At 70.1% G+C, this 15,155-nt stretch carries 10 protein-coding genes; all 10 read right to left on the reverse strand.

All coding sequences use genetic code 11. The features are described 5' to 3' along the window. Window positions 1–18: 18 nt before the first annotated feature. The gene (locus RZ50_RS16695) at window positions 19–630 is read right to left on the reverse strand and encodes a hypothetical protein (protein ID WP_196951789.1); all 612 of its coding nucleotides are present in this window, start codon (window positions 628–630) and stop codon (window positions 19–21) included. Window positions 631–750: 120 nt separating this feature from the next. After that, window positions 751–1,431, reverse strand: a complete 681-nt coding sequence (locus tag RZ50_RS16700) for a response regulator transcription factor (RefSeq protein WP_196951788.1) — start codon at window positions 1,429–1,431, stop codon at window positions 751–753. Further along, window positions 1,428–2,615, reverse strand: a complete 1,188-nt coding sequence (locus tag RZ50_RS29240) for a sensor histidine kinase (protein WP_196951787.1) — start codon at window positions 2,613–2,615, stop codon at window positions 1,428–1,430. Before RZ50_RS29240 ends, RZ50_RS16700 begins: the two co-directional genes overlap by 4 nt. 82 nt (window positions 2,616–2,697) lie before the next feature. Beyond that, window positions 2,698–3,372, reverse strand: coding sequence for a DUF4097 family beta strand repeat-containing protein (locus RZ50_RS16710; protein WP_196951786.1), 675 nt, complete (start codon window positions 3,370–3,372; stop codon window positions 2,698–2,700). A gap of 193 nt (window positions 3,373–3,565) precedes the next feature. Further along, a complete protein-coding gene (locus RZ50_RS16715; protein WP_196951785.1) occupies window positions 3,566–7,459 on the reverse strand; it encodes a DNA-directed RNA polymerase subunit beta' in 3,894 nt (1,297 codons plus the stop codon). Between the two features lie 99 nt (window positions 7,460–7,558). After that, entirely contained in the window at window positions 7,559–11,035 is a 3,477-nt protein-coding gene (gene rpoB, locus RZ50_RS16720) for a DNA-directed RNA polymerase subunit beta (protein ID WP_196951784.1), read from the reverse strand. Window positions 11,036–11,709: 674 nt separating this feature from the next. Further along, window positions 11,710–12,093, reverse strand: a complete 384-nt coding sequence (gene rplL / locus RZ50_RS16725; RefSeq protein WP_196951783.1) for a 50S ribosomal protein L7/L12 — start codon at window positions 12,091–12,093, stop codon at window positions 11,710–11,712. 89 nt (window positions 12,094–12,182) lie between these two features. Further along, window positions 12,183–12,746: a 50S ribosomal protein L10 gene (gene rplJ / locus RZ50_RS16730; protein ID WP_196951782.1), complete on the reverse strand. Its 564-nt coding sequence runs from the start codon at window positions 12,744–12,746 to the stop codon at window positions 12,183–12,185. Window positions 12,747–13,137: 391 nt separating this feature from the next. Then, on the reverse strand, window positions 13,138–14,013 hold the full coding sequence (locus tag RZ50_RS16735; protein ID WP_196951781.1) for a hypothetical protein: 876 nt from the start codon (window positions 14,011–14,013) through the stop codon (window positions 13,138–13,140). 191 nt (window positions 14,014–14,204) lie between these two features. Further along, window positions 14,205–15,140 carry a hypothetical protein gene (locus tag RZ50_RS16740; RefSeq protein WP_196951780.1) on the reverse strand — a complete coding sequence of 312 codons (936 nt, stop codon included), beginning with the start codon at window positions 15,138–15,140 and terminating at the stop codon, window positions 14,205–14,207. Window positions 15,141–15,155 lie beyond the last annotated feature (15 nt).

The raw sequence follows: 15,155 nt of genomic DNA on the forward strand, positions 1-15,155 counted from the left end.
GTCCGCGGCCACCGAAAATCAGGCCAACGCCAGGCGCGGGGCGGCCGCCGGGCGGACCAGCGGGGCCAGCGCGCCGAGGTAGCAGAGCGCGGCGAACGGGATGAAGGCGAGATCGGCGGCCGTGGCCACCGTGCCGACCAGCATCAGCACCGGGCTCCACCAGCGCAGCGTCCGGGCCGGGCCCACCGAGGCGGCGACCAGCAGCGCCAGCAGGCCGACGTAGAACAGCAGCGGGCCGACCTGGTAGACGGCGGGCAGGACACCGGGGACGTCCTGGATGCGGCCGAACAGCCGCTTCTGCTCGGCCTTGTCCGCGGCCGCCAGGCCGACGTACAGGTCGATCCCGATCTGCACCAGCGAGGCCGCCAGGCCCGCGAGGGCCGTCCCCAGCGCCGCGCCCGCCGCCAGCCGTCCGGCCGCCGTACCGCGCGGGGCGAGCGGCCGGCGCAGCGCGAGCAGGATCGGGGCGAACAGCAGTAGGCCGGCGAACATCGCGGCGTGCCCGGCGGTCCAGCCGAGGCCGGGCTCACGGGAGCCGGGCAGCAGCCGGACGCCGCCGTAGAGGGCCATCAGCACGGGGGCGCCGACGACGGCGAGGGTGGTGAGGCGGGTGTTCCGGGGGGCGTTCATCCGAGGTCCTCCAGCGGTGTCCGTGGTCCGTTCCGACGCCACAGAGCCTGTCCGCCGGGGCCCTCGTCGGGGATCGCCCGCACCGGCGAACTCACCGCCTCCCCCGCAGGAGCGAGTCGCTCAGGACTCCCCCGCCACCACCGCCCCGGCCTCGTACGCGAACACCACCGCGTGCACCCGGTCGCGCAGGCCGAGCTTGCTCAGCACATTGCTGACGTGCGTCTTCACCGTGTGCTCGCTGACCACCAGCTCGGCCGCGATCTCCGCGTTGGACAGCCCGCGCGCGATCAGCCGCAGCGTCTCCCGCTCGCGCAGGGTCAGCTGCTCCAGCAGCTTGGACGGCGGCCGCACCGCCCGCTCCCGGCCGCCGGGCCGGCGGGCGGCGAACTCGCCGATCAGCCTCCTGGTCACCGAGGGGGCGAGCAGCGCCTCCCCCGAGGCGACCATCCGCACCCCGTGCGCCAGGTCGTCCCGCCGGACGTCCTTGAGCAGGAAGCCGCTCGCGCCCGCGTACAGCGCGTCGAAGACGTAGTCGTCGATGTCGAAGGTGGTCAGCATGATCACCTTGGTGGACGGGAACTCGGCGCACACCCGGCGGGCCGCCTCCAGCCCGTCCATCACCGGCATCCGGACGTCCAGCAGCAGCACGTCCGGGCCGTGCTCGCGCACCGCCTCGACCGCCTCGGCGCCGTCGCGGGCCTCGGCCACCACCTCGATGTCCGGCTGCGCGTCCAGGATCATCCCGAACCCGGCCCGCACCAGCTCCTGGTCGTCCGCGACGACCACCCGTATCGGCGTCATCCGCCCACCCTCTCCACCACGCCGGCGGCCCCCAGCGGCAGCCGGGCGCTCACCAGGAAACCCCTGCCCTCCGGCCCCGGGCCGGCCTCGGCCCGTCCGCCGCAGGCCGCCGCGCGCTCCCGGATGCCGACCAGCCCGCGCCCGCCGGACCAGCCGGCCACCGTACGGTCGGCGGTCAGCGGCACCCCGCGGCCGTTGTCGGAGACCACCACCTCCAGCACCTCGCCGGCCCGCCGCACCCGGACCGCGGCCCGGTCGGCCCCGGAGTGCTTGACGGTGTTGGTCAGCGCCTCCTGCACGATCCGGTACGCCGCCGTCTCCACGTCGACGGGCAACCCGCCCAGCCCGTCGGCGAGTTCGAGGTCCACCCGCAGGCCGGCCCCGCGCACCCGCTCGGCCACGTCGGCGAGTTCGGTCAGCCGGGGCTGCGGCGCCAGCTCCCGCCCCGCCTCCGGGTCCTTCAACACCCCGAGCACCCGCCGCAGTTGGACCATCGCGTCGCGGCCCGCGTCGGCGATGGTGTCGAAGGTGCGGATCGCCCGGTCCGGGTCGTTGCGCACCACCAGTGGCCCGGCCTCGGCCTGGATGACCATCAACGACACGGCGTGCGCCAGGATGTCGTGCATCTCCCGGGCGATCCGGGCCCGCTCCTCGGCGACCGCCCGGCCCGCCTCGCTGGCCGCCCGCACCCCGGCCTCCCGCGCCCGCTCCGCCTCCACCCGGGCCAACCGCCGCTGGGAGCGCACCAGGGCGCCGAAGACGAAGGAGCCGCCCGAGGTGAGCACGCTGAACAGCGCGCCGTTCGGCGAGTGGGTGCCGATCACGTTGGCGACCACCACCACCGCCAGCACCGACCAGCGCTGCCGGTCGGGGAAGCGCTCCGCCACCGTGTACATCCCGATCACCGCGTACAGCGGCACCTGCGGGTTCGCCGAGTGCGCCACCACCGACAGCGCCAGCGAGGGCAGGCTGCCGGCGATCAGGACGGCCAGCGAGACGCGGCGCCGCCAGGGCAGGAACAGCGCGGTGGACACCGCCAGCAGGTACACCCACCAGGGCCAGTCCGTGTCGTCGTTGTAGACCGACCAGATCGACACCGCCGCCGAGCAGACCGCCAGGAAGGTGTCCAGCACGTACGGGCTCAACCCGGCCGTCCAGCCCCGCCAACGCGCCGCGCGCTCCACCGCCGTACCTCCCCCGTGACCGGGGACGCCGTCCCCGCGGAGAAGATCATGCCCTACCGGCAGGACCTCGGGGACGGCCCGGTCAGACACCACTGACCGTCACACCGCCGGTCTCCGCCCGCGCCGTGATGCGGTGCGCCGCGCCCGGCTGCGAGGGGAGGCTCACGGCCGTCCCGCCCACCTGCGCCTGGGCGTCCACCGAGTACGCCTCCCCGGACGGCACCTTCAGCTGCACCCCGCCGTTGGCGGTCCTGGCGTCCAGCGTCGTCGGCGCCGACGCGAAGTCGGCCCGCACCCCGCCGTTGGTGGCGTTCAGCCGTACCTCCGGGGCGGTCAGCCCGGTGGCCTCGACCCCGCCGTTCTCCACCTGGGCGTCCACCTCGGCGGCCAGCCCGGACAGCCGCACCCCGCCGTTCTCCTCCTTCACCCGCACCTTCGTCCCGGCCGGCACCCGCACGGTGTACCCGACCCCGCACGAGTGGCACGTGTAGGACAGCCGGAGCACGCCGTCCTTCACCTCGTGCGTGGTCTTCGGCGCGTCCCCCCGGTAGCTCTGCCGCTCGACGACCTCCACCGAACCGCCGTCGCCGGTCACCACCACCCCGCCGTTCTCGCCCTCGACCACCAGCTCCCTGACCGGCTCGGCCACGCCGTAGCTCACCGTCCGGCGCTCGTCCGAGCCCCACGACGGCAGGCACCCCTGCATCCCCAGCACCACCGCCGCCGTGATCGCCACCGCGCCCAGCACCCGCTTCATGTCCCTGCCCCTTCGCCAGCCCCGTCATCCGACACGAGGAGCCTCCCGCGACCACCCCCTCCGCCGCCTCCCCCGCCGGAGCGGTTCCCCCGCCTCCCCCGCACGGGTGACACAGGGGCGCCGCGTGAGCCGGGAACGCCGCAGGGCGGCCACCCCGGATGGGGTGACCGCCCTGCGATCGGTGACCTGGGACTCAGCCGGTGTACGGGCCGTAGTCGTAGTCGTCCAGCGGAACCGCCTGGCCGGAGCCGGCGCCGAAGGGCGACAGGTCGTAGTCGTCGTAGCCGACGGCCGAGTACATCGCGGCCTTGGCCTCCTCGGTCGGCTCGACCCGGATGTTGCGGTAGCGGGGCAGACCCGTACCGGCCGGGATGAGCTTACCGAGGATGACGTTCTCCTTGAGGCCCAGCAGCGGGTCCGACTTGGCGTGGATCGCCGCGTCGGTGAGGACCCGGGTCGTCTCCTGGAAGGAGGCGGCCGACAGCCAGGACTCGGTGGCCAGCGAGGCCTTGGTGATACCCATCAGCTGCGGACGGCCGGAGGCGGGGTGACCGCCCTCGGCGACGACCCGACGGTTCTCGGTCTCGAAGCGGCCGCGCTCGACGAGCTCGCCCGGCAGCAGCTCGGCGTCGCCCGACTCGATGATCGTCACGCGGCGGAGCATCTGCCGGATGATGATCTCGATGTGCTTGTCGTGGATCGACACACCCTGCGAGTTGTAGACCTTCTGGACCTCGGCGACCAGGTGGACCTGGACGGCACGCTGGCCCATGATGCGCAGGACGTCGTGCGGGTTGGTGGCACCCATGGTCAGCTTCTGGCCGACCTCGACCGCCTCGCCCTCGCTGACCAGCAGCTTCACGCGCTTCGAGACCGGGTAGGCGATCTCGTCGCTGCCGTCGTCCGGCGTGATGACCAGCTTGCGGGTCTTCTCGGTGTCCTCGACGCGAACGCGACCGGCGGCCTCCGAGATCGGGGCCACACCCTTGGGGGTACGGGCCTCGAAGAGCTCGACGACACGCGGCAGACCCTGGGTGATGTCGTCACCGGCCACACCACCGGTGTGGAAGGTACGCATGGTCAGCTGGGTACCGGGCTCACCGATGGACTGGGCGGCGATGATGCCGACCGCCTCACCGATGTCGACCAGCTTGCCGGTGGCCAGCGAGCGCCCGTAGCAGAAGGCACAGGTGCCGACGGCCGACTCACAGGTCAGGATCGAGCGGACCTTGACCTCGGACACTCCGTGGCGGATGAGCTCGTCGATCAGCACGTCACCGAGGTCGGTGTTGGCGGTGGCCAGCAGCTTGCCGTCGACGGTGATGTCCTCGGCGAGCATGCGGGCGTACACGCTGGTCTCGACGTCGTCGGCCTTGCGCAGCACGCCGTCGGCGCCCACGTTGCCGATCGACAGCTTCAGGCCGCGCTCGGTGCCGCAGTCCTCCTCGCGAATGATGACGTCCTGGGAGACGTCGACCAGACGACGGGTGAGGTAACCGGAGTCGGCGGTACGGAGGGCGGTGTCGGCCAGACCCTTACGGGCACCGTGGGTGGAGATGAAGTACTCCAGCACGGTGAGACCCTCACGGAACGACGCCTTGATGGGTCGCGGGATGGTCTCGTTCTTGGCGTTCGACACCAGACCACGCATACCGGCGATCTGGCGCATCTGCATCATGTTTCCACGAGCACCCGAGTCGACCATCATGAAGATGGGGTTCGTCTTCGGGAAGTTCGCGGCCATGGCGTCCGCGACCTCGTTGGTCGCCTGGGTCCAGATGCCGACGAGCTCCTGCTTGCGCTCGTCGTTGGTGATCAGACCGCGCTCGTACTGCTTCTGGACCTTCTCCGCCTTCGCCTCGAAGCCCTCCAGGATCTGGGGCTTGCTCGGCGGGACGATGACGTCCGAGATCGAGACGGTGACACCCGAGCGGGTCGACCAGTGGAAGCCGGCCGCCTTCAGGTTGTCCAGGGTCGCCGCGACGGTGACCTTGGGGTAGCGCTCCGCCAGGTCGTTGACGATCGCGGAGAGCTGCTTCTTGCCCACCTCGTAGTCGACGAACGGGTAGTCCTCGGGCAGCAGCTCGTTGAAGAGCGCGCGGCCCAGGGTGGTGGTCAGGCGGAAGGGCTCACCCTCGTACCAGCTCGACTGGCCCTCCTCGTCCACCGGCGGGGTCCAGCCGCGCGGCGGGACGGTGCCGGCGCCGAGGCGCAGCTCGATCGGGGCCTGGACGTCCAGCTCGCGGGCGTCGAAGGCCATGATCGCCTCGGCGGTCGACGAGAAGGTGCGGCCGGCGCCCTTCACGTTGTCGCGGTCCGAGGTCAGGAAGAACAGACCGAGCACCATGTCCTGGGTCGGCATGGTGACGGGGCGACCGTCGGCCGGCTTCAGGATGTTGTTCGAGGACAGCATCAGGATGCGGGCCTCGGCCTGCGCCTCCGCGGAGAGCGGCAGGTGGACGGCCATCTGGTCACCGTCGAAGTCCGCGTTGAACGCGGTGCAGACGAGCGGGTGGATCTGGATGGCCTTGCCCTCGACCAGCTGCGGCTCGAAGGCCTGGATGCCGAGGCGGTGCAGGGTGGGCGCACGGTTCAGCAGGACGGGGTGCTCGGCGATGACCTCTTCGAGCACGTCCCACACGACCGGGCGGGCACGCTCGACCATGCGCTTGGCCGACTTGATGTTCTGCGCGTGGTTCAGGTCGACCAGGCGCTTCATCACGAACGGCTTGAAGAGCTCCAGCGCCATGGCCTTGGGCAGACCGCACTGGTGCAGCTTGAGCTGCGGGCCGACGACGATGACCGAACGGGCCGAGTAGTCGACTCGCTTGCCGAGCAGGTTCTGGCGGAAACGACCCTGCTTGCCCTTCAGCATGTCGCTGAGGGACTTCAGCGGGCGGTTGCCCGGGCCGGTGACCGGACGGCCGCGGCGGCCGTTGTCGAACAGCGCGTCGACGGCCTCCTGGAGCATGCGCTTCTCGTTGTTCACGATGATCTCGGGGGCACCGAGGTCGAGCAGGCGCTTCAGGCGGTTGTTGCGGTTGATGACGCGGCGGTACAGGTCGTTCAGGTCGGAGGTCGCGAAGCGGCCACCGTCCAGCTGCACCATCGGACGCAGGTCCGGCGGGATGACCGGGACGCAGTCCAGCACCATGCCGTTGGGCTTGTTGCTGGTCTGGAGGAACGCGGAGACGACCTTGAGGCGCTTCAGCGCACGGGTCTTCTTCTGGCCCTTGCCGGTGCGGATGATCTCGCGCAGGCGCTCGGCCTCTTCGGCCAGGTCGAAGGTCTCCAGGCGGTCCTTGAGGGCCGCCGCGCCCATCGAGCCGGAGAAGTAGGTGCCGAAGCGGTCGCGCAGCTCGCGGTAGAGCAGCTCGTCGCCCTCAAGGTCCTGGACCTTGAGGTTCTTGAAGCGGGCCCACACCTCGTCGAGACGGTCGAGCTCGCGCTGCGCGCGGTCGCGCAGCTGCTTCATCTCGCGCTCGGCGCTCTCGCGCACCTTGCGGCGCACGTCGGCCTTGGCGCCCTCGGCCTCCAGCTCGGCGAGGTCGGTCTCGGCCTTCTTCGCGCGGCCTTCGAGGTCGGAGTCGCGACGGTTCTCGATCTGCTGGCGCTCGACCGAGACGTGCGCCTCCAGGGACGGCAGGTCGCGCTGGCGGCGCTCGTCGTCGACCCAGGTGATCATGTAGGCGGCGAAGTAGATGACCTTCTCAAGGTCCTTCGGCGCCAGGTCGAGCAGGTAGCCGAGGCGGGACGGCACACCCTTGAAGTACCAGATGTGGGTGACCGGGGCGGCCAGCTCGATGTGGCCCATCCGCTCACGGCGCACCTTGGCGCGGGTCACCTCGACGCCACAGCGCTCACAGATGATGCCCTTGAAGCGGACGCGCTTGTACTTGCCGCAGTAGCACTCCCAGTCCCGGGTGGGGCCGAAGATCTTCTCGCAGAAGAGTCCGTCCTTTTCGGGCTTCAGGGTGCGGTAGTTGATGGTCTCCGGCTTCTTGACCTCGCCGTGCGACCACTGGCGGATGTCGTCGGCGGTGGCCAGGCCGATGCGGAGCTCGTCGAAGAAGTTGACGTCAAGCACTGGTCGTCAAGCCCTCTTTCGTGATTCGAGAGTTTGTCTGTGGTCTGAGGGGGGCCTGGGGGCGGGGCCGGCTGCGCGGGGCAGCCGGCCCGACCTCCGTCAGACCTCTTCGACGCTGCTCGGCTCGCGCCGGGACAGGTCGATGCCGAGCTCCTCGGCGGCGCGGAACACGTCCTCGTCGGAGTCCCGCATCTCGATGGACTGGCCGTCCGAGGACAGCACCTCCACGTTGAGGCAGAGCGACTGCATTTCCTTGATGAGCACCTTGAAGGACTCGGGAATGCCGGGCTCGGGGATGTTCTCGCCCTTGACGATGGCCTCGTAGACCTTCACACGGCCGAGGACGTCGTCGGACTTGATGGTGAGCAGCTCCTGCAGCGCGTACGCAGCGCCGTACGCCTCAAGGGCCCACACCTCCATCTCACCGAAGCGCTGACCACCGAACTGCGCCTTACCACCGAGCGGCTGCTGGGTGATCATCGAGTACGGACCGGTCGAACGGGCGTGCAGCTTGTCGTCGACCAGGTGGTGCAGCTTGAGGATGTACATGTAGCCGACCGAGACCGGCATCGGGAACGGCTCGCCGGAGCGACCGTCGAACAGGCGGGCCTTGCCGGTGGAGTTCACCAGGCGCTCACCGTCACGGGTGAGGGTGGTGTTGTCCAGCAGGCCGGTGATCTCGTCCTCGCGGGCACCGTCGAAGACCGGGGTGGCGAGGTTGGTGCCGCCGGCGACCTGGTCGGCGCCGATCGCCTGCAGGCGCTGGGCCCACTCGTCGGCGAGACCGGAGACGTCCCAGCCCTGCTTGGCGAGCCACCCGAGGTGGATCTCCAGGACCTGTCCCGGGTTCATTCGGGACGGGACACCCAGCGGGTTGAGGATGATGTCGACCGGGGTGCCGTCCTCAAGGAAGGGCATGTCCTCGACCGGGAGGATCTTGGAGATGACACCCTTGTTGCCGTGGCGGCCGGCGAGCTTGTCACCGTTGGTGATCTTGCGCTTCTGGGCGACGTAGACGCGGACCAGCTGGTTCACGCCCGGGGGAAGCTCGTCGCCCTCCTCGCGGTCGAAGACGCGCACGCCGATGACCTTGCCGGACTCACCGTGCGGGACCTTCAGCGAGGTGTCGCGGACCTCACGGGCCTTCTCACCGAAGATCGCGCGGAGCAGGCGCTCCTCGGGGGTCAGCTCGGTCTCACCCTTCGGGGTGACCTTGCCGACCAGGATGTCGCCGGTGACGACGTCCGCACCGATCCGGATGATGCCGCGCTCGTCGAGGTCGGCGAGGACCTCCTCGGAGACGTTCGGGATGTCCCGGGTGATCTCCTCGGGGCCGAGCTTGGTGTCACGGGCGTCGACCTCGTGCTCCTCGATGTGGATCGAGGAGAGGACGTCGTCCTGCACGAGGCGCTGCGACAGGATGATCGCGTCCTCGTAGTTGTGACCCTCCCACGACATGAACGCCACGAGCAGGTTCTTGCCGAGGGCCATCTCGCCCTCGTCGGTGCAGGGGCCGTCGGCCAGCACCTGGTTGACCTCGACCCGGGCGCCCTCGTCCACGAGCACCTTCTGGTTGAAGGCGGTGCCCTGGTTGGAGCGGGTGAACTTGGCGGCGCGGTACGTGGTGTACGTGCCGTCGTCGTTGGCCACGGTGACGTAGTCGGCCGAGACCTCCTGGACCACACCGGACTTCTCGGCGGTGATCACGTCGGCGGCGTCGACGGCGCAGCGGTACTCCATGCCGGTACCGACCAGCGGAGCCTCGCTCTTCAGCAGCGGCACCGCCTGGCGCATCATGTTCGAGCCCATGAGCGCGCGGTTGGCGTCGTCGTGCTCAAGGAAGGGGATCATGGCGGTCGCGACCGACACCATCTGGCGCGGCGAGACGTCCATGTAGTCGATCTCGCTGCCGGGGATGTAGTCGATCTCGCCACCACGGCGGCGGACCAGGACGCGCGGCTCGGCGAAGTGCAGGTCCGCGGTCAGCGGCGCGTTCGCCTGGGCGATGACGTAGCGGTCCTCCTCGTCGGCGGTGAGGTAGTCCACCTTCTCGGTGACGACACCGTCGACGACCTTGCGGTACGGGGTCTCGATGAAGCCGAAGGCGTTGACCCGGCCGTACGAGGCCAGCGACCCGATCAGACCGATGTTCGGGCCTTCCGGGGTCTCGATCGGACACATGCGGCCGTAGTGCGAGGGGTGCACGTCACGGACCTCGAAGCCGGCCCGCTCACGGGACAGACCACCGGGGCCGAGCGCGGACAGACGACGCTTGTGGGTCAGGCCCGACAGCGGGTTCGTCTGGTCCATGAACTGCGACAGCTGGCTGGTGCCGAAGAACTCCTTGATGGAGGCGACGACCGGCCGGATGTTGATCAGGGTCTGCGGCGTGATCGCCTCGACGTCCTGGGTGGTCATGCGCTCGCGCACGACGCGCTCCATGCGGGCGAGACCCGTACGGACCTGGTTCTGGATGAGCTCGCCGACGTTGCGCAGGCGGCGGTTGCCGAAGTGGTCGATGTCGTCGACCTCGACCACGATGTCGCGGCCGGTCTCGTCACGCCACTCGGTCTCACCGGCGTGCAGCTTCACCAGGTACTTGATCGCACCGATGATGTCGGGCTCGGTGAGCACGCCGGAGTCCAGCGACTCGGCGTTGCCCAGCTTGCGGTTGAGCTTGTAACGGCCGACCTTCGCGAGGTCGTAGCGCTTCGGGTTGAAGTACAGGTTCTCCAGAAGCGTCTGCGCGGCCTCGCGCGTCGGCGGCTCGCCCGGACGCAGCTTGCGGTAGATGTCCAGCAGCGCGTCGTCCTGGCCCTGGGTGTGGTCCTTCTCCAGGGTGTTGCGCATCGACTCGTACTCGCCGAACTCCTCGAGAATCATCTCGTTGGTCCAGCCGAGAGCCTTGAGCAGCACGGTGACGGACTGCTTGCGCTTGCGGTCGATGCGGACGCCGACCATGTCGCGCTTGTCGATCTCCATCTCCAGCCAGGCACCACGCGAGGGGATGACCTTGCAGGAGTAGATGTCCTTGTCGGACACCTTGTCCAGGGTGGAGTCGAAGTACACACCCGGGGAGCGGACCAGCTGCGACACGACGACACGCTCGGTGCCGTTGATCACGAACGTGCCCTTGTGGGTCATGAGCGGGAAGTCGCCCATGAAGACCGTCTGAGACTTGATCTCACCGGTCTCGTTGTTGGTGAACTCGGCCGTGACGAAGAGCGGAGCCGCGTACGTGAAGTCGCGGTCCTTGCACTCGTCAATCGAGTTCTTCGGCGGCTCGAAACGGTGGTCGCGGAAGGTCAGGGACATCGACCCGCTGAAGTCCTCGATCGGGGAGATCTCCTCGAAGATCTCCTCCAGACCGGACTTGGTGGGGACGTCCTGACCGGACTCCAGCGCCTCCTCGACCCGGGCCTTCCAGGCCGCGTTGCCGAGCAGCCAGTCAAAGCTCTCGGTCTGCAGGGCCAGGAGGTTCGGGACCTCGAGGGGCTCCTTGATCTTCGCGAACGAGACGCGGAGCGGGGCGGTGGATGCGGCGGAATTGTTCGAGGCGTTGCGCGGCGCGGCCAAGAGGGGGGTCCTTCCGAGGGCTCGGAGCTCACTACGCGCGTACCAGCCGGGCCTGCTTGGGCTTGGTGCCGCCTCCCTCGCCACTGGCCTCCGCCGGGGTCGAAACCCCAGGTCAGAGCCGCTTTGCGGAGGCGGTGCCAGACCCCATCAGGGCAACGCAAACTCCGGGCGACGAGTCACGGAGCAGCTAACAGGCAGCGCAAAGGGACAGTGTAGCCAAAGGCGACACTGCTGTCCAGCTCTGATTCGGAAACCGAATCGGAGACTCCTCCCGGTAGCCGGGGGGCACGGGGCCCACCGGGTACTGCTCTAACTCACGTGGAGTCATTTCCCGCCGGAGCCGCTGGTTATGCATCCAGCCGCAAACCAACCGGGCGGACTCGCGCCTTGAGAATCGCGCGCCGCGCCGGGTTCGTCAAGGGCCCGCCGGCGGTGCGGACCTCGACCCGTCCATCGGTCCTGGCCCCTCCGGCGTTACAGAAGCCGTGGTGGGAGCCGCCGTCGACGACGGTGATCACCTTACTCCTCGCCACCGACGGTGCCGAGTGAGCGATCGGCCACACCGGTGGTTTCCGGGCACCGGACCGCCCGGTTCCGGGCATGCAAAAAGGCCGGGCCGACCACCCGCAAGGGTGATCGGCCCGGCCTCAGGCCCCCTCAGAGGGGGCGAGAAGTCACTTGACGGTGACCTTGGCGCCGGCACCCTCAAGGGCGGCCTTGGCCTTCTCGGCAACGTCCTTGGCAACCTTCTCCAGGACCTTGGCACCAGCGGTGTCAACGAGGTCCTTGGCCTCCTTCAGGCCGAGGGAGGTCAGGGTGCGCACCTCCTTGATGACCTGGATCTTCTTGTCGCCGGCACCGTCGAGGATGACGTCGAACTCGTCCTGCTCCTCGACGGCCTCAACGGCGGCACCCGGGCCGGCAACGCCGGCAACGGCGACCGGGGCGGCAGCGGTGACGTCGAACTTCTCCTCGAAGGCCTTCACGAAGGCAGCGAGCTCGATGAGGGTGAGCTCCTCGAACTGCGCGAGCAGCTCGTCCTGGGTCAGCTTCGCCATGATGGCGTCCTTCCACTAAATCGGCAGGTGGTGCCGGATGTACGGGTTGGCGGGCGTACGGGCCCGCAGCGAGGCGTGAGCCTGCCGAATTACTCGGCGGCCGCGTCCTCGGCGGCGGGAGCCGGCGTACCGGCACCGCCCTGCTCGACCTTGTCGCGCAGCGCGTCCACAGTGCGGACGAGCTTCGACGGCAGGGCCTGGAAGAGCGCGGCAGCCTGGGACTGCTTGGCCTTCAGGGCACCCGCCAGCTTGGCGAGCAGCACCTCGCGGGACTCGAGGTCCGCGAGCTTCTTGATCTCATCGGCGGACAGCGCCTTACCGTCAAGGACACCGCCCTTGATGATGAGAGCGGGGTTGTCCTTGGCGAAGTCACGCAGAGCCTTCGCCGACTCCACCGGGTCACCGGTGACGAAGGCGACAGCCGTCGGACCGTTGAACAGGTCGTCCAGCTCGGAGATCCCGGCCTCATTGGCCGCGATCTTGGTCAGCGTGTTCTTCACCACGGCGTACTCGGCGTTGTCGCCGAGCGAGCGACGCAGGGTCTTGACCTGCTTCACCGAGAGACCGCGGTACTCGGTCAGCAGCGCCGCGGAGGAGCCACGGAACTTGTCCGTGATCTCGGCGACGGCGGCAGCCTTGTCGGGCCTGGCCATAGGCTTACGCCTCCTTCCGTGATGTCGAAGTCCGGCCGACCGCGAAAGTCGACCATTCACACCTCGAACCGGCCGGACGGAAGGAAAGCTCCTGCGAAAATGCAATGAGCCCCGGTGCGCAGGCGCACGGGGCTCGAAACGACCTCGACGGCTTCCACGCGAACGCGGACCCGGAAGTCGAAGCTCCAGACACACCTGCGCGGGCTGCCTGCGACGAAGCGCAGATCCTTCGGACACCGGCTCCCTTGCGGGCGCACGATGACAACCAGCGGTCTTTGGCTTCCGCCACAGTAGCCGGACTCCGCCGTCCGGGGCAAATCGCCCCTGGTCGACCCGGTCCGGGTGGTGCCCGGCGGGTCGGCGGGGCCCGGCGGGGCCCGGCGGGGCGGGCTCAGCGGGCCAGCGGGGAGACCGTCCGGACGCCGGTGTCCACGGTGTCCGTCTCGGCCGGGGCCTGGGCCGAGAGCAGCGGGCCGGCGAAGTCGGAGTAGAGCACCGAGTCGTCCGTGCCGCCGCTGTCCCCGCTGCCGGTGCGCTGGAGCCGGACCAGCTGGTCCTTGTCGTTGAGCCAGAGGTCCACGGTGAGCGAGAGCGAGCCCCCGGGGGCCAGCGCGGCCCGCAGGCCGTCCCGGCGGGCCTGGGTCAGCTGGGTCTGGGCGGCCGCGTACTTCTCGGCGGTGGTGGTCACCCGGTAGTGCTCGACGGTGGAGTCCTCGTACTTCTCCTCGCCGACGAAGGTGGCGTCCACCCCGTCGGCGGTGGCCGCGGCCAGTGCCTCGACCGGGTTCAGCAGGTCGATCAGACCCGCGTACGGGACCTCCTTGTGCCCGTCCGAATCGGGCGGGACGGAGAAGCGCTCCCAGTGCTTGCCGTCGTGCCGGGCCGCCGTGGCCGCGTCGCCGCCCTGGTAGCCGACGGTGTCCACGACGATCAGCTGCTCGGCCTCGGCGGGGGTGGAGCGCTTGATCTGGAGCGCCGTCTTGGGGGCCCAGAACAGCGGGCCGGAGCCGGCGTCCGCGCCCAGCCGGTAGCTGACCTTGGCCCGGCGGGCGGTCTGCATGGCCAGCTGGGCGGAGAGCAGCACCCCGTGCGGGGAGCGGTCGGTGGGCTTGGCCGGCCCGGTCGGGGTGGCGCTGGTCGGCGGGGCGCTGGTCGCGCTCGGGCTGCCGGACGGCGTGGCGGGCGTCCCGTCGCCACCGCAGGCGGTCAGTCCGCTCGCCAGCACGGCGATGGCGGCCAGCGCCGCCACCCGCTGCCGTCCCGCCATCCCCCGCTCCCTCTCCTCGCCCGGTCCTCGTTCCGGCCACCTTGCCACCCCGCCGCGGGGCGGTCGGCGGCGGCCCCCTGGTCGGGCCGCGCCGCCCCGGGCGCGTCCACCGGGTCGGACGAGCCGGGGGCGCCGACGGCGGACCGGACGGAGCTCGGCCGCCCCGCCCGGTCCCCCCGTACGGGCCGGGGTCAGCCCTGCTTGGCGAGCTTCATCAGCTCGGCCGCCTCGACGGTGTCGGACGCGGCCGGCGCGGTGGTGGTGACCGCGACGCCGTAGTCCGAGTAGAGGACGCCGGCCTTGAAGGCGCCGGCCTTGGTGTCGCCCGCCTCGGTCCGCTGGACGACCAGCTGGTCGGCGTCCACCCAGACGTCGATCGTCTCCTGGGACAGGCCGGCGGCGGTCAGCTTCTCCTTCAGCTGGTCGAGCTGGTCCTGGGTCATGCTCTTGCCGGCCGCGGCGGCTATCTCGTCGGCGTTGAGCACACCGCTGTAGTGGGTGGTGGCCTTGCCGGCCACCGTCTCCTGGCCGACCTCGGTCACCTTGCCGGTGGCGATCAGCGCCCGCACGCCCTCGACCGGGTCCGCGCTCTTGAGCTGGTCGGACATCCCGCCGGAGGCCTTGGCCTGGTCGGCCTGGCTGTAGTGCACCCAGTGCTTGCCGCCCAGGGCGTCGACCGCCTCGCCGCCCATCCGCAGGAACATCCCGTCCTTGGTGAAGCGGTACGGCGCGGACTGGCTGCCGGTGAGGCCCGACATGGCCTTGCCCAGCGGGGAGCCGGACAGGTCCATCGTGAGCTCGCCCTGGAGGCCGTCGGCCCAGGCGATCGCACCGTCGCCCTTCATGACGACCTCGCCGACCGTGATCGTCTCGGTGACCTTGGCCGACTTGGCCGCGCTGGTCTTCTGGGTGACCTGCTCCAGGAAGGCCGCCGGGCTCACCTTGGTCGGCGTGGCCACGGCGGACGGCGTGGCGGCGGCGGACGGCACGGCAGCGGACGACGCGGCCGCGGTCGGCGCGGCCGGCGCGGCGTTCTTGCCGTCGCTCCTGGTGTCGTTGCAGGCGGTCGCGGTCAGCGCCAGGGCGGCGAGGACGACGGCGACGGCGGTCTTGCGGGTTCCAGCCATGATTCCCCCCTTGAG

This window comes from Kitasatospora sp. SUK 42 (assembly GCF_015776785.2).
GTDB lineage: Bacteria > Actinomycetota > Actinomycetes > Streptomycetales > Streptomycetaceae > Kitasatospora.

Excerpts from the sequence above, each read along its gene's own strand:
- RZ50_RS16695 (WP_196951789.1), bottom strand. The coding sequence starts at position 630 with ATGAACGCCCCCCGGAACACCCGCCTCACCACCCTCGCCGTCGTCGGC.
- RZ50_RS16700 (WP_196951788.1), bottom strand. The coding sequence starts at position 1,431 with ATGACGCCGATACGGGTGGTCGTCGCGGACGACCAGGAGCTGGTGCGG.
- RZ50_RS16710 (WP_196951786.1), bottom strand. The coding sequence starts at position 3,372 with ATGAAGCGGGTGCTGGGCGCGGTGGCGATCACGGCGGCGGTGGTGCTG.
- rplL (WP_196951783.1), bottom strand. The coding sequence starts at position 12,093 with ATGGCGAAGCTGACCCAGGACGAGCTGCTCGCGCAGTTCGAGGAGCTC.
- rplJ (WP_196951782.1), bottom strand. The coding sequence starts at position 12,746 with ATGGCCAGGCCCGACAAGGCTGCCGCCGTCGCCGAGATCACGGACAAG.
- RZ50_RS16735 (WP_196951781.1), bottom strand. The coding sequence starts at position 14,013 with ATGGCGGGACGGCAGCGGGTGGCGGCGCTGGCCGCCATCGCCGTGCTG.
- RZ50_RS16740 (WP_196951780.1), bottom strand. The coding sequence starts at position 15,140 with ATGGCTGGAACCCGCAAGACCGCCGTCGCCGTCGTCCTCGCCGCCCTG.